We start from the raw sequence: 20250 nt of genomic DNA, 5'->3' as shown, positions 1-20250 counted from the left end.
AGATACACTCATAATTTGATGACTCATACCTGTTTTAAAGCAATTTAAACCATTCGCCACAGACTTCATATTTTTTTCAAATGCAATAATTTAAGAAGAGATTAACAATCTCACATTATAAAGTATATTAGTGATGCGTTAATTGTTTATAGATTAAACGGTTTTCGAAAATCACCTTCTATTTACCTCTACCCGTATGTAACGATGGCATTTACTTTTATATAAAGCACCTTTGGAAGGGTGTAAAATAAGAGTTTAACTGTTGCTATATCATGATTTCAAAGCTCTGGAGTCGAACAATGCGTCATATTATTTTCGTTACTGGCCTATTGGTCGGTTTTTCATCTCTTCATTCTGCATTTGCAGAGCCTGCTGTACAACCCGGACAAACGCTAGAGAGTTTATCAAAGGTTACAGTATCGACAACGGTCAATGATCAACCCGGTTCTTTGGCCAAATTGTTACAAAGTGGAGAGTATCAACTTATTTCACCTGATCCAATTAATACCAATGCATCACCTGCCAATACAGATAATGCACCTGTACGTTCACCATAAAATAAGTGACCTATAAAAAAACCGAGCGCTAGGCGCTCGGTTTTTTTATTTAAATTTCAATTTGGCTACCCATTTCTACAACCCGATTGGTTGGGATTTGATAAAAATCACTCACAGGACTGGTATTTCGATACATGGAAATAAAGAGTTTCTCTCGCCACGGTGCCATTCCTTGCCCCACTGTATGTATGAGTCTGTCTCTTGAAATAAAGAAACTCATATGCATCATATCAAATTCAAAATGAAGTTCGTGATATGCTTTTTCTAAAGCTTCAGGCACATTAGGCTGGTCTTTAAAGCCATAATATAAAAATATACGATAAAAACGCGCATCTAATTTTTCAATATATATCCGATCTTGATCTGAAACAAAAGGAACATCTTGCGTCACCACCGTAATCATAATATTACGTTCGTGAAGCACTTTGTTGTGCTTAATATTATGCAACATGGCATGCGGAACGATATTTGGTGTGCCTGTCAGAAAAATTGCTTCACCCGGTACATATTTTGTGTCATCACTCATGCTCACACTTTTAATAAATAACTCAAGAGGTAAAGCATCTTTTTCTAAACGTTGAATCACAATTTCACGCCCATTCTTCCATGTCATTAATATAGTGAATACAACCACACCTATCGCAAGTGGCACCCACCCTCCTGCTAAAATCTTTAATGATGTTGACGATACAAATACAATATCCATTAGTAAAAAAGGGACTGCAAAGAGTGCCAATTTCCAAACTGGCCACTTCCAACCACTTCGTGCATATGCTGTAACTAAAATCGTACTACACAACATGGTCATAGTCACAGCCACACCATAAGCACTCGCCAAATTGGCACTGTTATGAAAAAGTAAGATTAAGATCACCACAGAAATATATAAAACCCAATTAATAAAGGGTAAGTAAATTTGACCTTGCTCTATATCTGAGGTGTGATGTACGGTTAGACGTGGCAAATAACGTAATTGTATGGCTTGATTTGCCATTGAAAACACACCTGTAATCACTGCTTGTGACGCAATCACGGCTGCTGCTGTGGCTAAAGCAATCATTGGGTATAAGCCCCAATCAGGAACAAGCATATAGAACGGATTAGAAATCGCACTAGGATCACGCAGTAATAATGCGCCTTGCCCTGCATAATTGATCATTAAACATGGGCACACTACAACAAACCATGCTAGTCGAATAGGATTACGACCAAAATGTCCCATATCTGCATACAAGGCTTCCCCCCCTGTGAGTGTCAGCACCACTGCACCCATCGCTAAAAAAGCGACACCAGGCTCTTGTATAATAAAATGGATTGCCCAATAAGGATTAACTAACTCTAAAACAAAAGGTGTTTTGATAATACTCATCACACCTAAAGCACCAATTGAAAGAAACCACGTTAAGGTAATAGGGCCAAAAAACTTGCCCATGGTTGCTGTACCATGTCGTTGTACCAAAAACAATGCGGTTAAAATTCCAAGTGCAATTGGCATCAGCCATTTATTAAATGCAGGTGTTGCAATACTTAACCCTTCAACCGCAGAAAGTACTGAAATTGCAGGGGTAATGATTCCATCACCAAAGAATAAAGAAGCACCAATAAAACCTAGCGCAATGAGTAATATTTTTGTGTGTTTATTGATATGTTTTGGGCGTAAATTTAATGCCAACAGCGACATAATACCGCCTTCACCATTGTTATCTGCTCGCATAATAAAGGTGACATATTTAACACTAATGGTAAGCATCATTGACCAAAAAACCAATGACAAAATACCCATAATTGTAGACTCACTTAGCGCAATATGTGCCTCAATAAAGCATTGTTTTATCGCATATAATGGACTTGTTCCGATGTCACCGAATACCACACCTAAAGCGGCAAGTGTAATCGCATATTTAGATGGCTTATCATTTGAATTTTGCATAAAAAAACTACGTTCACTCTGCATTTAAACGAGATTTTATCACTATATAATGCTTTTTGCTGTAAGCAGGTACGTTTTATCTTGGCAGAGTTGAATTTTTTGGGTATCATCGCCCATCGTTGGTGAGGTGTCCGAGTGGCTTAAGGAGCACGCCTGGAAAGTGTGTATACGTTTGCGCGTATCGAGGGTTCGAATCCCTCTCTCACCGCCATATTTTATGATTATAAACAACCGTGTCGCCCTAAATTACTTCAACTCAAAGCGTTCAGGCTGGTGTGTGCCTACCTAGAAAGCATCAAAAATAAAAGTCTAATAATCGTAATTAAAGTTAATCATCCAATTTAACCAAGCATGAAACCGTCTGTGTATACCTGTCATATTGCTATTAAATAAAAATATTAATTTACATGCCGAATGTGTGATTTATGTCAAAAATCTATGGTCATATGTCGTCTTTTAAAAATCCGTATTATTCATTTGAATCATAAGAATCTTAAAATAATTATAAAAAATAAAACAAATGTTTAAAAAAAGATCTTTTTGTGTAAAGATATGTACGTCTATATGTTTATGTCAGTAATGCATTACGTAGATACTCTCGAAAGCAGGAAAGCTTTGAGAGTAAGTAATAAGCTCAAGGATTAGAGCCGCTCATTTTATATCGCTCATATTGGATGTAACAGTTTTGATTACACAGTCATGCTGTGTGCACCACTGTTTTCGTTGATATTCTCAACACAATATCAATTTTTATCGTATATAAAAATACATTTCTAATCCGATCTCATTACCGTTATTGCCTTAAACATATGATTCAAAATTGGACTTTGAATATATTTATAAAGGAGTAATTATGAATACGGTATTATTACGTATAGTCAGCATATTACTAATACTATTTGGTATAGGCTTAGCTTTAGGCGGTGCCTATCTAATCAGTTTAGATGGATCATTCTTTTACTTCTTTGCTGGCATAGCAATGATTGCTATTGGAATTGGGTTATTCAAAAAACAAGCATATGCTTTTTGGATATCTATAGCTTTGCTCATCACAGCAACCCTTTGGGCATTATGGGAAGTGGGTACAGACTTTTGGCAATTGGTTCCTCGTATTGTTACATTTATTGTCATTGCACTAGTTATCACGTTCTTTGCCCCAAAACTTCTCAAAAAATCGAAACAACCTGTAATCAATCAAAAGGCTTCTTGGGGACTGATCGGAATATTTGCAATAATTTTCTTTGGATTTATTGCAAGTATGTTTAAACCACACCCAACAGTAGAAGCAAAAAATACAGCTTCATCACCAATAATTAACCCCACAGCAGGTGACAATCAAGGTGATGATTGGAGTGCTTGGGGAAGAAACAACTCTGGTGACCGCTTTGCGCAGTTTACTCAAATTAATAAAGATAACGTAAAAGATTTAAAAGTTGCATGGACTTATCGCACAGGTGACTTAGCGATTAATGGTGCTGAATATCAAGTAACGCCACTCAAAGTCGATAACTCGATGTATTTATGCACCCCGCACAATGAAGTTATTTCTTTAGATCCAATCAGCGGTAAAGAAAACTGGCGTTTTGACCCTAAATTACGCGAAACCTCGGGTAACGCACATTGGAAGCGTTGCCGCGGCGTATCTTATGCAGATCTCAGTCAACTCTCTGGTCAAGACTACGTAGCAAAAGATCAAGTCTGTGCAACACGTATTGTGAGTACAACCAATGATGGGCGACTGTTTACGGTAGATGCTCAAACAGGTAAAAAGTGTGATGACTTTGGTCAAGACGGATTTGTTAATCTATTAGACGGTCTTGGTGCATCTGCTGAAGGTTCATATTATTTAACTTCAGCGCCTTTAGTGGCAAATGGTGTTGTTCTTGTAGGTGGTAAGCTCAACGACAATCTTACGGTGGGTGAAGCTTCAGGTGTTGTGCGTGGTTACGATGTACGGACAGGCAAACTGCTTTGGGCATGGGATGCTGCACGAGGTAAAAACGACAGTACTCCCCTACCTCCAGGTGAAACATATAAAATTGAAACACCTAATTTCTGGGGTACGGCTGCATACGACCCTGTACTTGGGTTAGCCTATTTCCCAACAGGCAACCAAACTCCAGATTTTTGGACAGGTAACCGTCATTCATATTCAAACGAATATAACGACTCTATTGTTGCTGTAGACATGAAAACCGGTCAAGAGCGTTGGCATTTCCGTACGGCGAATATTGATGCGTTTGACTATGATGTATCATCACAACCTATCTTATATGATATTCCACAAAAAGATGGTTCCAAAATTCCAGCACTTGTTCAATTAACAAAACGTGGGCAAATTTTTGTTCTTGATCGCCGTGATGGTAAACCTGTATTCCCTGTAGAACAACGTGCTGTAGCAACAGATGTTATGCCTGGTATGCAAGTGTCTCCAACTCAACCATATTCAGCGATTTCTGTGGGTACAGACCCATTAAAAGAACAAGATATGTGGGGTGCAACCATATTTGATCAGTTGATCTGCCGTATTCAATTTAAAGAAATGCGTTGGGAGGGTGAATTTACACCACTTTCTGATCAAAAACGAACCCTTATTTATCCTGGTTATTACGGTGGATTCAATTGGGGTGGTGGTGCATTAGATGCATCTACAGGTACACTGATTGTAAATGATATTCGTATGGCGCAATGGGGTAAATTCATTAAGCGTGAAGATGCTCAACGTATCGGTTTAAAGCCAAGTACAGAGGGTGAGTATTCTGAGCAGTTAGGAACGCCTTGGGGTGTAGAACGCTCAATGTTTGTTTCTCCATTAGGTGTTCCATGCTTTAAACCACCTTTTGGGACAATGACTGCAATTGACTTAACCAATGGGCAAACCAAATGGCAAGTGCCTATGGGCAGCATTGAAGATGCACCAGTCAAAGGCATTCGTCCTGGTGTACATATACCAATTGGTATGCCAACAATGGGAGGCCCACTGGTCACCAAAGGTGGCTTAACATTCTTCCATGGCTCTTTGGACAATTACCTACGCGCGTTAGATAGCAATACAGGTAAAGAAGTTTGGCGTAGTCGTCTACCTGTAGGTGGTCAAGGTGCGCCTATGAGTTATGTTGGTAAAGATGGTAAACAATATATTGTGATGGTTGCAGGCGGTGCAACACGCACAGGCAGTAATGAAAATCGGGGGGATTATGTAATTGCTTATACACTCCCTTAATACGTAACTTTATAAGTTAGCAACACAGTTGAGTATCTTAAATACAAGATACTCAACTTTTAAAAACACATATCAAATACTCAATATAATATGACTCTACGCTGAATAATAAAAATTTTAATCAGGTTTAAATACAGATTAAACTCGACTGTTATTCGATATAAACGTTACCAAAACTAAGTACACAGGCATTACATTCATTGTCATACATTTAATTAAAGATCTATCTAACATCCCAGCTTTACGCTCATTTTTATTTTATGTGTGTATGAGTGAATATATTCATTAGGCTTTTTGATTTTGAATCTGTGAGTATTTTTGATGATACACCAAATACATGTACAACTCTCAGACACACTATAACAATATAAGCAATTGATTTATCATATAAAAATTCATCCAATCTGAATCCTATTAAGAAATTTAAGGAAGCTACTGTTTTATATTTTTATATAAAATAAATGCTTTCCTTTACAGTCCAGTATAATAAATAGACCGATTTCCCTTAAAAAAACAACTGTGAGTAACTAAAAGTATCTGCTACATAATTTCAGTATTTGATCAAAATACCATACGTAAATAATTGTTAAATAAAAGCTTAAACAGGATTTGAATTATTTAGAATGATACTGCGGAAACCATGCAATAAACGCACTAACGGTAGCAAATATCGCCATAATCACAATCATGGCTTGCGGTGAATCACCTTTACCCAACGTGAGTAATAATGATGAAATTACCCCACTGCCGTATTGCATTGATCCAATCAAAGCAGAAGCGGATCCTGCCGTTTGAGGTACCATATCTAAGGCAGCAGCGATTGAGGTCGCAGCAACCACACCATTCATAGAGAAGAAAATAAATAAAAAAATGACTAATCGCAATAAAGTCATATGCCCTGAAAAAAACAAATATATCAAGATTAACATCGCCACCATAGATATCGTTGTTGCCCATTTCAGTAATATATGTAGTGCAACATGCTTAACCAATTTTTTATTAATGATACTGACTAGCATCACACCGACAATATTTAAACCAAATAACCAACCATAATGTTGCGAGTCGATATGATAATAAGAAATATAGACTAAAGGAGAACCTACAATAAATGCATATGCTGCAACATAAAATGCTGTTAATGACAGCACATATCGCATAAAAAGCCAATTTTTTAATAAATGACCATAATTAAGAAAAGCTTGTCGAATGGGCATATTTTTTTGCTGTTGAGTTTTTACTAGATGTGTTTCAGGTAATTTAAAAATACACAAAAACATGATCATACCAATCATTGCAAGCAACCAAAAAATGGCATGCCAAGAGCTTAATTTTAATATTTGTCCGCCAATTAATGGACCTAAAATAGGTGCGATCGCCATAATCAGCATCAATGTTGAAAGCATTTGTGCTGCTTCCACACGATCATACAAATCTCTAACCATTGCTCTTGCTAGCATAGGTGCAGTACATGCACCTAATGCTTGAAAAATTCGCCAAAATATAATGTGATCGATGGTCTGAGACAGTGCACAACCAATAGAGCCTATGACAAATAAAATCATTCCAATAAATAACGGCTTTTTTCGTCCAATATAATCACTAATTGGCCCCCAAATTAATTGAGCCACTGAAAAAGCCATTAAAAAACTTGTAATTGTCAACTCCACATGGCCTTTCAAATCTATTTGCATCACTGGCATGGCAGGCAAGTAAATATCTATAGACAAAGAGGTAAAGGCCATTAGTGCACTTAATACCAACAACAATAATAATTTTGATGGCTTTTCTTTAGTGTTCTGATTCATATTAAAATCTTTAATAATGTTATGACGTTATATATCGCTCTACCACGATGAATTATTCTGCTCATTTATGATTTAAGGCTTAAAATGAGCTGTTTATTTCTTAAAAGCACTACTTTTATGTAAGCTATTTGAATAAGACACTGTTTTAGATATTTTTATGAACATGATTTGAAAAGTAATAACTTATTTTTAATGCTGTAACCTATAGTGAAACCATCTAATTGTTCATACAGTTAATCATGCTAAAGCCTTATGTAGCCGTATTTGGTAGCTTTTACTTGTATGTATTTTTGAGTGGTTTGACTATATTTATATCGCATCCACTTTCTATTTTTGGAAAAATCACCCTATTTATTATATAAACTTATCTAAAACATAATAACTTAAAGATACTCACAATCTGTAATTTAGGTTATTTTAGCTTAAAACACTATCATTCTTAATATAAGAAAAACACTATTTTTCACCATTAAAATCCCAAAATAACAAGGAAAATTGGGATGACACCTGATATTACCTATAAAAGCATTAAAACCAAGCCACACGCAAAAGTATAGTGATGATAGATCACACTTTTTTAACATCATATGTCAGTTCAAATGTGTACGCCTATTTTCAGTAAATCCTATTTTAAATAGCGCTTATTTGTAGTTGATCTCAAATATTAATGGTTTTATTTGTAATGTAGGTTTTTAATCAAATATCTATATGTCACTTATGACTTAGGAATAGAAATATATTAGTCGTTCAAAATACTGGCCATATTGAATTTTAATCAAATTTCAATAAAGCAATGTGTATTAAAGACATTTCAATCGTATATGACCTATATTTCACCATTTTTTTCATCTATATTAGATCTGCAAATTCAGCATCAAGTAATAATGATAAATCCATTGGGTTTAAGCCAATATCGAGCCCTCTACGTCCTCCACTTACATATATTTTTGTGTAATGTTGTGCCGTACAATCAATCACGGTTTTTAAACGTCTTTTTTGTCCGATTGGGCTAATTCCCCCTACAACAAAACCTGTTAATCTTTGTGCAACTTTTGCATCTGCTAATGTAAGTTTTTTACAGCCTAGTATTGATGCTACTTTTTTTAAATTCAATTGATGACTTACGGGTAAAATAGCCACATAATAGTTTTTGCTGTCACTAATAAGTAATGTCTTAAATACTTCTTGTGCAGGCAATGCAAGTTTTTCTACAGCTTCTAAACCATAGCTATTGGTCGAATTTGAATCATGAATATACTCATGTAACGTATAGGCAATATTTTTTTGTTTTAACAGCTTACATGCAGGTGTCATGACTTCACTTTCTTTTCTTGGCACAATAAAAGGACTTATTGTATGATGAATCTAATAACCGATAAAGTATTAAAAATATATACTTATGATTTATATAAGGTTTTTCAAAATGAAAAAAATCTCAACCTATTGAAAGTAAATTCAAGTAAACTTTCGAAAATAAATTTACCGCCATGTCTTGTCACCAAAAGAACTGCTTTTACAGACAAAGCATAGTAGAATTTGCCTTTAACTCTTCCCGGAAAGGCAGCGCCTTAACTCGATTTATGATGTTTTTCAAGGATTTTTTATGTTAGCGCTAGATATACAACATGTTAGAATGAATCAACATGCTGTTGATAAAGCTCAGGCGTTACAGTGTCTAGTCAACATTTTAGTTGAAGACCAGCTCGTTACCCCTGAATACTTGGATGGTTTAAAAGCACGGGAACAACAAAGTGCAACGTACCTAGGACAAGGCATTGCAATTCCACATGGTACACCCCAATCCAGACAATATATTTTACAAACAGGTGTCCGCCTAGCACACTTCCCCGAAGGTGTGGTCTGGGATGGAGAAAATAAAATATACCTCGCTGTGGTTATTGCAGCTAAATCTGACGAACATTTACAAGTACTACAAATACTCACAAAAGCACTCATTAATGATGTCTCTGACCGTGTAAAACAAGCTACATCTGCAGAACAAATTATTGAACTTCTTCAAGCACAACCACTGTCTTTAGCACTACACGAAAATTTAATCGAAACACAAGTCCCTGCTACCGATATTGATGATGTATTTTGGCATGCTGCACAACGTTTAAAACAACAAAAAGCTGTTGAAGCTGGCTTTATTACTGCACTTGATACCAAACAAATGATTCACCTTGGTGAAGGTATTTGGTCAGTGACGGCCAACCAACATGTACTCAACCCTGCTGTGAGTATTGTAAAGCCTGAATCTGCACTTGAGTATCAAGGTGAAGAGCTCAATACATTATTGTGTATTGCAAGCAATGATCAACTAGACATGCCTCAGTTTAACCGTTTAATGGATATTTTATTTGATCCTGAACAACTCAAAAAACTGACCTACGAACACGATAGTCATGAAATTGCACAAATTATTGGTGCAGAAATTATTCCAGATTGGCCATCAATGCACGTGACTTTAGCCAATGCACATGGCTTACATGCACGACCTGCAACACAGCTTGTTAATGTCACTAAAAAGTTTGTCGGCGATATACAAGTATCTGTTGATGATGGCCAGTTTATTTCAGCCAAAAGTTTAACCAAACTTTTGTCACTTGGTTGCAAACGTGGCCAAGTGCTGACTTTTATTGCAGAGCCTGATACCGATGCAGTGGCAGGATTAAATGACGTTATTCAGGCTGTTAAAAATGGCTTAGGAGAAGACGTTGAACCAATTGAGGAAAATACAGCAAGTACTCAAGCAGTAGAAAAAGTAGAAGTATTACGCTTTGACGAAAGTACCGAAGATCAAACCTCTGGTATTCCTGCATCGAGTGGTTTAGCTTTTGGCCCTGCACATGTAATTAAACCACGCCAATTTAACTACGAACGCCAAAGCAAAAATTTAAAAGCAGAAACTGAAAAACTTGAACAAGCGATTCAACACGTACAAAGCAATATTAAAGACTTTATTGCTGAAAGCAAAATTGAAGCCATCAAGCAAATTTTCACAGCCCATTTAGCAATGCTTGATGATCCTGATCTCATTCAAGGTGTACATCAAAAACTAAAGCAAAATCTTTCTGCGCCTGCAGCATGGCATGAGCACATTGAAGCTGCAGCTAAAGCACAAGAGTCTTTGCAAGATCACTTATTGGCTGAACGTGCTGCTGACTTACGTGATATTGGTGAACGTGTACTGGCTGTATTATGTAATGTACCTGATGTGGTTGAACCCAAAGAACCCTATATTTTAATTATGCATGACGTCGGGCCAAGCGATGTTGCACGCTTAGATAAAGAACGTGTGGCTGGTATTTTGACCGCTGTAGGCGGTGCAAGTGCCCACAGTGCCATCGTGGCTCGTGCGCTTGGTATACCTGCGATTGTAGGTGCAGGTGCAGGCGTACTCAATATTGAAAGTAACTCAACCGTACTGATTAATGGCGACAATGGCGACTTTGTTCTTAGCCCTGAAGCATCATTGATTGAACATGCCGTTACAGAACGTGAACGCCAACGCCAAATTCGTATTGAAGCAGAAAAACACTGCCAAGAGCCAGCAATCACCTTAGATGGTCATCAAGTCGAAATCGCAGCCAATATTGGTAAAGTCAATGCTGGACAAAAAGCTGTAAAAGATGGTGCTGAAGCCATTGGACTACTACGGACTGAGTTGGTTTTTATGGCACACAATAGTGCACCAGACGAAGCCACTCAAGAATCTGAATACCGTGTCATTTTAGATGACCTTGCAGGCCGTCCTTTAGTGGTACGTACTTTAGACGTTGGAGGAGATAAACCACTCCCATACGTTCCGATCCCAGAAGAAGAAAACCCATTCTTAGGTGTACGTGGTATTCGTTTAACTTTACGTAAACCAGATTTACTTCGTAAACAATTGATTGCTTTGCTTAAAGCATCAGATAATCGCCCACTACGTATTATGTTTCCAATGATTGGACGTGTAGAAGAATGGCGATCAGCAAAAATTATTTTAGACGAGCTACGTGAAACATACCCATGTGAGAACCTCGAAGTAGGTATCATGATCGAAGTGCCATCAGCTGCATTATTGTCGCCAATTTTGGCACAAGAAGTTGATTTTTTCAGTATTGGTACAAACGATTTAACCCAATACACCATGGCCATTGACCGTGGTCACCCTGTTTTATCTGCAGAAGCAGATGGCTTACACCCAAGTGTGCTTCTTTTGATCGACCAAACCGTCCGTGCTGCACATCAACATGGGAAATGGGTCGGTATTTGTGGTGAATTAGCAGCAGATCCAAAAGCTGTGCCTGTATTGATGGGTCTTGGCGTTGATGAACTCAGCATGTCAAGTACAAGTATCCCGTTGGTCAAAGCACAAATTCGTCAGTTAAATTTTGCTGAATGCCAACAAATTGCACAGAAAGCTTTGCTCTGTGACAGCGCAACAGCCGTACGAGAATTAGGTGAATAACTATGGCAAAAGTTTTAACCGTAACACTCAATCCTGCAATTGATGTCACGATTCAGATTGACACCCTTCATGTTGGGCATGTAAATCGTCAACAGTCAGCTCAAAGCCTTGCGGCAGGCAAAGGCTTAAATGTCGCACAAGTGCTCAAAGATCTTGGCCACAAAGCAATCATTACTGGTTTTTTGGGTCAAGAAAATCGTCAAATTTTTGATAAACATTTTGCGCATGAAGGTTTTGACAATCACTTCATTTATATTCAAGGCGAGACTCGTCAAAATATTAAAGTAGGTGAACAATCTGGGCGAATGACCGATATTAATGGAAAAGGTTTTGCTGTCACACAAAAAGATAAAGACGCGCTCCATGCAACGATTGAAGGCTTACTTGATCCTGTAGAAATTGTGGTTGTTTCAGGAAGCTTGCCTCAAGGGTTTACCACCACTGAGTTGGTTGAACTGATTGAATGGCTTAAAAGTAAAGGTAAAAAAGTCGTAGTTGATACGAGTGGCCCTGCATTAAGTGCTGCCATTCGAGCGAATCCGTGGCTAATTAAACCCAATACAGATGAATTGGCTGAGGCATATAACCAACCTGCCGAAACGTTTGCACAACAAAAACAATTAATTCAAGATCATCAAGTTGATATTGAAAACATTGTGATTTCTATGGGTGAACATGGCGTGAATTGGGTACATCCTGTACATCCATTACATGCTAAAGCGCCAAGAGTACATGTAAAAAGTACTGTTGGTGCAGGCGATTCTTTGGTTGCAGGTATGATTCATGGCTTTTTAAGTCAATACTCTCCAGAGGAAACCCTCAAAACAGCCACTGCAATTGGTAGCAATGCAGTGACTCAAATTGGATTTGCAATAGAAGATTTATCAGCGATTGACAATCTAAAAAAACAAATCACTGTTGATTCTTTGAGCTAGGTGAATAACATGGAAGAGACCAAACATATTCTATTTGTGCCAAATAGTGCAGAAAAACCTGTTAATGCATCTATTTTAACACGTAAACTGGCTCAAACTGCCACTCAACAAGGTTACACTGCCACTGTTGCACAATCGCTCGAAGATGAAGCGATCAGTACAGCACAACAGGTCATTATTGTTGGTGATAAGCCGACAAACACCAAAATGATTGAACAAAAAACCGTTTCAATTGTGAGTCTAGATGTTGCTCAAAGCAATACAAAAGACATTTTGGCACATGCACTCAGCACAGCAACAACGGCAGATCAATTAGCAACAACAGCTACGGGGGCAACTCGTTTTGTTGCAATTACTGCCTGTCCAACGGGCGTAGCGCATACGTTTATGGCTGCTGAAGCATTGCAACAGGGTGCAAAAAAGCATGGCTATGAGATTCAAATTGAAACTCAAGGCTCTGTAGGGGCAAAAAATATCTTAACTGCTGAAAGCATTTCTCAAGCAGATATTGTTATTTTAGCCACAGATATTGAAGTGAATACAGATCGCTTTGTGGGTAAACGTGTATATCGTTGTGCTACAGGCTTTGCACTCAAACAAACAGACAAAGCCTTTGAAAATGCAGTGAAAGAGGCAACCGTTTTAGATTCTGGTAAACAATCTACAACTAAAGCCCAAGACGAGAAAAAAGAGCAAGCTGGTTTATATAAACACTTGCTTACAGGTATTTCTTACATGCTACCCATGGTGGTTGCAGGTGGTTTGATTCTCGCCATTTCTTTAGTATTTGGTATACATCCTGTAGATGGCTCATTGGGTGCAAATCTTGCCATGATTGGCAAAACAGCCATGATGTTAATGGTACCTATGCTTTCAGGCTATATTGCTTACTCTATTGCAGATCGACCAGGTTTAACACCTGGCTTAATTGGTGGATTATTGGCCTCAGGGCCTTTGGGTGCTGGATTTTTAGGTGGCATAGCATCTGGTTTTATCGCAGGTTACATTGCCCTCTTTTTAGCTAAAAAACTCAAACTCCCCCAAAGTGTTGAATCATTAAAACCAATCTTGATTATTCCATTATTAGCAAGCTTAGTGACAGGGTTGCTGATGGTTTATGTGGTGGGTACACCTGTCGCTTACCTTTTTGAAATGCTAAAGACGTTTCTAACGGGTATGGGTTCAACCAATGCTGTATTAATGGGCATGGTCATTGCCGGTATGATGTGTATTGATTTGGGTGGTCCAATTAACAAGGCCGCTTATGCTGTGGCCATTGGTCTATTTACAACAAATCACTACATGCCAATTGCTGCAGCTATGGCAGGTGGCATGGTCCCTCCTTTAGGTATGGCAATTGCAACATTTTTAGCAAAAGCAAAATTTGAACAAGCAGAACGAGATACAGGCAAAGCCTCTTTCGTATTGGGTTTATGTTTTGTTTCTGAAGGTGCAATTTCATTTGCTGCAAAAGATCCTAAACGTGTGATTCCAAGTTGTATTTTAGGTGGTCTACTGACAGGTGCTTTGGTTGCGTATTTAAACTGTGAGCTCAAAACAGCACACGGCGGTATTTTTGTCCTTTTAATTCCAAATGCGATGAACCATGCTGGTGCCTATTTATTGGCCATTTGTGCAGGTAGTGTATTAACAGGTATTACCTATGCACTCCTCAAACAAAAACAACCTGAGCTGGTCGCTGAAAAAGCATAACCAAACCAGATAATAAAAAAGCCAAGTTGTATGACTTGGCTTTTTTTATGGTTCATATAAAAATAATCCACATCCATATCCATAAAATTCATTTAATATTTTTTTGAATAAGTTTATTGAAAACTTGATTAACGAAAAACCATCATTTTTCAGTATACTGCCAAATAAAAGTTTAACTTGGGGCAAACAATGAAAATTTTAGATGGTGGTGTTGGACGAGAGTTAGCACGCCGTGGCGCACCATTTCGCCAACCTGAATGGTCTGCACTTGCTTTATGGGAAGCACCAGACATTGTGAAACAAGTTCATATTGACTTCATTGAAGCAGGTGCTGAAGTCATTACCACAAATAACTATGCCGTTGTACCATTTCATATTGGTGAAGAGCGTTTTAAAAAAGAAGTGAGACAACTGACTGCGGTCGCACTTGAGCAAGCAAAACTTGCAGTACAAGCCACCAAAAAGCAAACCAAAATTGCAGGCTGTCTTCCACCATTATTTGGTTCGTACCGTGCAGACCTATTTGATCAAGATCAAGTGTCTGATATTGCGCTACCTATTATTGAGACATTAACACACGATGTTGACCTCTGGCTTGCAGAAACACAATCTTGCCTACAAGAAGTAGAAATGGTGCATGCTCTTGTACCTAAAGATGATCGACCATATTGGGTTTCATTTACTTTACAAGACAATGTTGACTTACCACAAAGTCAATTACGCTCAGGTGAAACTTTAGCTCAAGCAGCACAGCTCATTCAAAAACTAGGCATACATACCGTTTTATTTAACTGTTGTCAGCCTGAAGTCATTTTACAGGCCATTCATGAAATGAAGCAATTACTGCCTCATGTGCATGTTGGGGCATATGCCAATGCATTTCCACCACAAAATGAAACGGCAACAGCAAATGATGGATTAGATGATGTTCGAAAAGACCTCGATGAAAAGATGTACTTAGATTTTGCGAAACAATGGCAAGAAGCAGGTGCAAGTTTAATTGGAGGGTGCTGTGGTATTAGCCCAGCACACATACAGCAATTGTCTATCCACCTTAAAGAATAATAACTATGTCTTCTTCTTCTCGTAAAATCGGTTTAGTCGCTCTTACTGCCCTTGTGTTTAGCTCAATGGTTGGTTCTGGTGTGTTTAGCCTACCTCAAAATATGGCTCAAGTTGCTAATGGTTCAGCATTAATCATTGCATGGGGAATCACAGGGGTCGGTATTTTATTTTTAGCCTATTCCCTGCTTTATTTATCTCGTCAGTTTCCAACACTCGAAGGTGGTATTTACAACTATGCACGTGAAGGTTTTGGTGAGCTGATTGGTTTTTGTTCAGCTTGGGGATATTGGCTGTGTACAACCATTGGTATTGTCGGTTATGTGGTGATTGCATTTTCTGCACTAGGAATGTTTGTAGACACGAAAGAACAGATTATCTTTGGTGAAGGTAACACCTTATATGCCATCATTGGTTCTTCAATTTTTGTGTGGCTCATTCACTTATTGGTGAGTAAAGGCATTAAAGAAGCAGCGATTGTGAATTTGGTTGCCACCATTGCCAAGATCGTACCCATGGTTGTATTCATTATTTTCAGCTTTATTGCCTTCAAGCTCGACTTATTTAAACTTAATTTTTTAGATACGTCATTACAAGTCCCTGTATGGCAACAGGTTAAAGACTTAATGCTCATCACACTATGGGTATTTACTGGGGTGGAAGGTGCTGTAGTTTTGTCATCTCGTGCTAAAAACCGTCATGACATTGGCAAAGCCACTGTACTAGGTGTTGTAGTCGCATTAGTTTTTTATATTATGGTGACTGTACTGTCTTATGGTGTGCTCAGTCGAGCAGATATTGCCGGTTTACATAACCCATCTATGGCAACCATTTTAACGCATCTGATTGGTTTACCCGGTACAATCATTATTACCGTAGGTCTTATTATTTCAGTGGCTTCTTCATATTTAAGTTGGACTTTATTTGCAACAGAAATCCCTTTTCTTGCTGCTAAAAATGGTGCTTTTCCTGACATTTTTTTAAAAACCAATGAAAATAATGTGCCGATTGCTTCACTATGGCTCACCTCTATTGTGGTTCAGGTTTCTTTAATTGCGGTTTGTTTTTTTGATAAAAACTACAACAATTTGCTCCTCATTTCATCTGTGATGATTTTATTACCTTACTTTTTAGTTTCTGCCTTTTACCTTAAAACTTCGCTCAAACTTGGTCAAAGTAAACATATCTGTATTGCATCTATCGCAACACTGTATGCTGCTTGGTTGGTGTATGCCGCAGGCTTATCTCTTCTCTTACTTTCAGGGATTTTATATGCTGTAGGTCTACTGATTTTCTTTTATAGTTATTTTAAATATCAACGAAAATCAAATAAATCACAGTAAAAAAAACGGTTCATAATGAACCGTTTTTTATGATTACCATACTAATTTTATTTTAAAGACAACTCATATGCTTTGGCTTTTTCAGTATCAAACTGTTTTTCCCACTTACTAATCACAAGCACTGCCAATGCATTACCAATCACATTTAATGCGGTACGTGCCATATCTAAAATACGGTCAACACCTGCAATAAATGCTAAGCCTTCTAATGGAATACCAACTGAACCTAACGTTGCAAGTAATACCACAAAAGATACCCCCGGTACGCCTGCAATGCCTTTAGAAGTCACCATAAGGGTTAATACCAACACAATTTCTTGTGTTAAAGACAAATCAATACCATAAAGTTGCGCAATAAAGATTGCCGCAATACTTTGATATAATGTAGAGCCATCTAAGTTAAATGAATAACCTGTAGGTACAACAAAACTAGAAATGGCCTTTGGTGCACCATATGCTTCCATTTTTTGCATAATACGTGGCAATACTGTTTCTGAACTTGCCGTTGAGAATGCTAAAATCAGTTCGTCTTTTAAGATTTTAATAATCGTAAAAATATTAAGGCCACAGAATTTGGCAACAAGACCAAGAATGACTAAACCAAAAATTAAAATTGCCGAATACACCAAAATAACCAGTTTTGCTAATGGTATTAATGATGAGAACCCAAAGCTTGCTACGGTCACTGCAATTAATGCAAATACACCAATAGGTGCATACATCATCACAATATGTGTTACTCGGAACATTGCTTCAGAAACTGACTTCATCACATCTAACAAAGGTTGCTTTGTTTCATTTGGCAATGCAGACAGACCTACACCAAAAATAACCGAAAAGAAAATAATCGGTAGCATTTGGGCATTTGCCATTGCACTAAAAATATTTGAAGGAATGAGTGATAAAATGGTTTGAACAAAGCTATGTGTACCTGATTGAACTTGCTCAGTCGTATGTTCGTATTGCGAAATATCTACTTTATGCAACAAAGACATATCTACACCAGCACCAGGCTGGAAAGTGTTTGCAAGGAAGATTCCCAAAATAATCGCAACAGTTGTGATTACTTCAAAATAAATAATGGTCTTTAAACCCAATGTTCCTAGTTTTTTCGAATCCCCAACCCCAGCAATGCCTAAGATAAGTGTAGAAATAACAATTGGTACTACAATCATTTTAATCAGACTAATAAAAATCTGACCTGCTGGCTTTAAAAAGTTGGTTACAATATAATCTTTAACTTCAGGTTGTTCATGCAAAATAGCACCAACAATGACCCCTAAAACCAATGCGATTAAAATTTGCCACGCCAAACTAATCTTTATTTTTTTCATAGGTTAAAAACCCTATTTACTTTGCCTGATCTTTGCTGTGTCTTAAAACACAACATCTATCAGAAATGGAAAGACTAAGCATATCACTTCACAATGACACTTCTGACATGCTCCCTCAAGACGGGGTTAATGTACTCATGGGCTATGGTTAGGTCAACAAAAAATTACACAGTTAAAATCTTGAATCACAAAAAATATTTTATTATCTTTATTAATCAAATACTTATTTATATCAATATATTTTTTATAATTTTACTTAACTTTACACTTTAAATGAAATTTAAAATATGAATAAATTATACCTAAGTCTTATATCGAAAAAAACATACCGTACAAGCTCACCAACTCAAAAATGATACGCAAAGTTTAAGCCACTATATTGTGTTGATCTTTTATAAAGTGCAGGTTTTTTATGCTTACAAGTGACCAAATGCTCGTTATAATCAAAACTCTTGTAAACATTAGAAACAACAGAAAAAGCTATGACAACACTGACTTGTTTTAAAGCCTATGATATTCGAGGCAAACTAGAAACTGAACTAAACGAAGAAATTGCATATAAAGTGGGCCGCGCTTATGGTCAAATTTATAAACCAACACAAATTGTTGTGGGCTGTGATGTCCGCCTAAGTAGTGAGAGCTTAAAGCAAGCAACGATTCAAGGACTCAATGATGCTGGGGTGAATGTACTCGATTTAGGCATGACAGGTACAGAAGAAGTATACTTCGGTGCTTTTCACCTAGACGTACAAGGTGGTATTGAAGTTACTGCAAGCCATAATCCAATGGATTACAACGGTATGAAATTGGTACGAGAAAACTCTCGACCAATTAGTGCAGATACTGGCCTAAAAGAAATTCAAGCCTTGGCTGAAACCAATCAATTTGAAGATGTGACCACTAAAGGCACAACCACTCATTACAATATTTTGCCTGAATTTGTTGAACATTTGCTCACTTATATTCAACCTGAAAAAATTCGCCCATTAAAATTAGTGGTGAATGCAGGTAATGGTGCAGCAGGACATGTGATTGATGCGTTAGAAGCACAATTTAAAGAAAAAAATATTCCAATTGAATTTGTGAAAATCCATCATGAAGCAGATGGTACTTTTCCAAACGGTATTCCTAACCCATTATTAGTCGAAAATCGTGCCAGTACCTCTGAAGCCGTACTTGAACATAAAGCAGATATGGGGATTGCATGGGATGGCGATTTTGACCGCTGTTTCTTGTTCGATGAAAAAGGGCAATTTATTGAAGGCTACTATATTGTAGGTCTGTTAGCACAAGCATTTTTACTTCAAAAAAGTGGTGAAAAAATTGTGCATGATCCACGTTTAGTATGGAACACCTTAGATATTGTTGAAAAATATCAAGGGACAGCTGTACAGTCTAAATCGGGACATGCATTTATTAAACAAATCATGCGCGAAGAAAATGCAGTATATGGCGGAGAGATGAGCGCTCATCATTATTTCCGCGATTTTGCTTACTGTGACAGTGGCATGATCCCATGGCTTTTAGTGTCTGCATTGCTGTCTGAAACGCAACAATCGTTGTCATCGTTGGTTGAAAACATGATTGCTAAATTCCCATGTAGTGGTGAAATTAACTTTAAAGTTTCTGATACTAAAACAGTCATTCAACGTATTTTTGATCATTACTCGGTTGCTCAACCAAGCATAGATCAAACAGATGGCGTGAGTTTAGATTTTGGTACATGGCGTTTAAATATTCGTGCATCAAACACCGAGCCTCTATTACGTTTAAATATTGAAGTACGTGCTGGTGCAGCGGGTCGATCATTACAATCGTATGTTGAAGAAGTGACTGCATTAATTACAGCATAAATAATGCAATTGTAAAAAAACGCAGCCAAGGCTGCG

General features: G+C 37.5%; 12 protein-coding genes and 1 tRNA gene. 9 read left to right on the top strand and 4 right to left on the bottom strand.

The features are described 5' to 3' along the window. The first annotated feature begins 299 nt into the window (after positions 1-299). Positions 300-557, top strand: coding sequence for a hypothetical protein (locus I2F17_RS08240; protein WP_196423349.1), 258 nt, complete (start codon positions 300-302; stop codon positions 555-557). Between the two features lie 49 nt (positions 558-606). Here the strand turns inward: I2F17_RS08240 and I2F17_RS08235 are convergent, their stop codons facing one another. After that, complete coding sequence (locus I2F17_RS08235) at positions 607-2487, bottom strand: potassium transporter Kup (protein ID WP_196423348.1); 1881 nt, start codon at positions 2485-2487, stop codon at positions 607-609. Positions 2488-2608: 121 nt separating this feature from the next. Between I2F17_RS08235 and I2F17_RS08230 the strand changes: the two genes are divergently transcribed. Beyond that, positions 2609-2698, top strand: a tRNA-Ser gene (locus I2F17_RS08230). 642 nt (positions 2699-3340) lie between these two features. Further along, positions 3341-5710, top strand: coding sequence for a membrane-bound PQQ-dependent dehydrogenase, glucose/quinate/shikimate family (locus tag I2F17_RS08225; RefSeq protein ID WP_211139558.1), 2370 nt, complete (start codon positions 3341-3343; stop codon positions 5708-5710). 614 nt (positions 5711-6324) lie between these two features. Here the strand turns inward: I2F17_RS08225 and I2F17_RS08220 are convergent. Both I2F17_RS08220 and ybaK read right to left on the bottom strand, forming a co-directional pair. Beyond that, on the bottom strand, positions 6325-7518 hold the full coding sequence (locus I2F17_RS08220) for a multidrug effflux MFS transporter (protein WP_196423346.1): 1194 nt from the start codon (positions 7516-7518) through the stop codon (positions 6325-6327). A gap of 849 nt (positions 7519-8367) precedes the next feature. Beyond that, entirely contained in the window at positions 8368-8832 is a 465-nt protein-coding gene (ybaK, locus tag I2F17_RS08215; RefSeq protein WP_211139577.1) for a Cys-tRNA(Pro) deacylase, read from the bottom strand. Between the two features lie 289 nt (positions 8833-9121). Here ybaK and ptsP point away from each other — a divergent pair, with 289 nt between their 5' ends. The 5 genes from ptsP (at position 9122) to I2F17_RS08190 (ending at position 17027) form a co-directional block, all read left to right on the top strand. Continuing rightward, the gene (gene ptsP / locus I2F17_RS08210) at positions 9122-11974 is read left to right on the top strand and encodes a phosphoenolpyruvate--protein phosphotransferase (protein ID WP_211139557.1); all 2853 of its coding nucleotides are present in this window, start codon (positions 9122-9124) and stop codon (positions 11972-11974) included. Positions 11975-11976: 2 nt separating this feature from the next. Then, a complete protein-coding gene (pfkB, locus tag I2F17_RS08205) occupies positions 11977-12909 on the top strand; it encodes a 1-phosphofructokinase (RefSeq protein ID WP_196423344.1) in 933 nt (310 codons plus the stop codon). A 9-nt stretch (positions 12910-12918) separates the two neighbouring features. After that, positions 12919-14622, top strand: coding sequence for a fructose-specific PTS transporter subunit EIIC (locus I2F17_RS08200; protein ID WP_196423343.1), 1704 nt, complete (start codon positions 12919-12921; stop codon positions 14620-14622). Positions 14623-14811: 189 nt separating this feature from the next. Further along, positions 14812-15687 carry a homocysteine S-methyltransferase family protein gene (locus I2F17_RS08195; RefSeq protein ID WP_196423342.1) on the top strand — a complete coding sequence of 292 codons (876 nt, stop codon included), beginning with the start codon at positions 14812-14814 and terminating at the stop codon, positions 15685-15687. A gap of 5 nt (positions 15688-15692) precedes the next feature. Beyond that, positions 15693-17027: a basic amino acid/polyamine antiporter gene (locus tag I2F17_RS08190; RefSeq protein ID WP_211139556.1), complete on the top strand. Its 1335-nt coding sequence runs from the start codon at positions 15693-15695 to the stop codon at positions 17025-17027. A gap of 47 nt (positions 17028-17074) precedes the next feature. On the opposite strand, the gene gltP is transcribed toward I2F17_RS08190, so the two are convergent. Then, positions 17075-18361 (bottom strand): glutamate/aspartate:proton symporter GltP, encoded by a 1287-nt coding sequence (gene gltP, locus I2F17_RS08185; protein ID WP_196423340.1) that lies wholly within the window; start codon positions 18359-18361, stop codon positions 17075-17077. Between the two features lie 482 nt (positions 18362-18843). Here gltP and I2F17_RS08180 point away from each other — a divergent pair, with 482 nt between their 5' ends. Beyond that, the gene (locus tag I2F17_RS08180) at positions 18844-20214 is read left to right on the top strand and encodes a phosphohexomutase domain-containing protein (RefSeq protein ID WP_196423339.1); all 1371 of its coding nucleotides are present in this window, start codon (positions 18844-18846) and stop codon (positions 20212-20214) included. The last annotated feature ends 36 nt before the right edge of the window (positions 20215-20250 follow it).

The organism is Acinetobacter baretiae (assembly GCF_015627105.1).
GTDB lineage: Bacteria > Pseudomonadota > Gammaproteobacteria > Pseudomonadales > Moraxellaceae > Acinetobacter > Acinetobacter baretiae.
Note: the sequence above shows the minus strand (reverse complement) of the source record. Positions and strands in the feature narration are given on the sequence as shown.

Bases quoted from the DNA above. Each gene is read 5' to 3' on its own strand.
- I2F17_RS08240 (WP_196423349.1), top strand. From the start codon at position 300: ATGCGTCATATTATTTTCGTTACTGGCCTATTGGTCGGTTTTTCATCT.
- I2F17_RS08235 (WP_196423348.1), bottom strand. From the start codon at position 2,487: ATGCAAAATTCAAATGATAAGCCATCTAAATATGCGATTACACTTGCC.
- I2F17_RS08225 (WP_211139558.1), top strand. From the start codon at position 3,341: ATGAATACGGTATTATTACGTATAGTCAGCATATTACTAATACTATTT.
- I2F17_RS08220 (WP_196423346.1), bottom strand. From the start codon at position 7,518: ATGAATCAGAACACTAAAGAAAAGCCATCAAAATTATTATTGTTGTTG.
- ybaK (WP_211139577.1), bottom strand. From the start codon at position 8,832: ATGACACCTGCATGTAAGCTGTTAAAACAAAAAAATATTGCCTATACG.
- ptsP (WP_211139557.1), top strand. From the start codon at position 9,122: ATGTTAGCGCTAGATATACAACATGTTAGAATGAATCAACATGCTGTT.
- pfkB (WP_196423344.1), top strand. From the start codon at position 11,977: ATGGCAAAAGTTTTAACCGTAACACTCAATCCTGCAATTGATGTCACG.
- I2F17_RS08200 (WP_196423343.1), top strand. From the start codon at position 12,919: ATGGAAGAGACCAAACATATTCTATTTGTGCCAAATAGTGCAGAAAAA.
- I2F17_RS08195 (WP_196423342.1), top strand. From the start codon at position 14,812: ATGAAAATTTTAGATGGTGGTGTTGGACGAGAGTTAGCACGCCGTGGC.
- I2F17_RS08190 (WP_211139556.1), top strand. From the start codon at position 15,693: ATGTCTTCTTCTTCTCGTAAAATCGGTTTAGTCGCTCTTACTGCCCTT.
- gltP (WP_196423340.1), bottom strand. From the start codon at position 18,361: ATGAAAAAAATAAAGATTAGTTTGGCGTGGCAAATTTTAATCGCATTG.
- I2F17_RS08180 (WP_196423339.1), top strand. From the start codon at position 18,844: ATGACAACACTGACTTGTTTTAAAGCCTATGATATTCGAGGCAAACTA.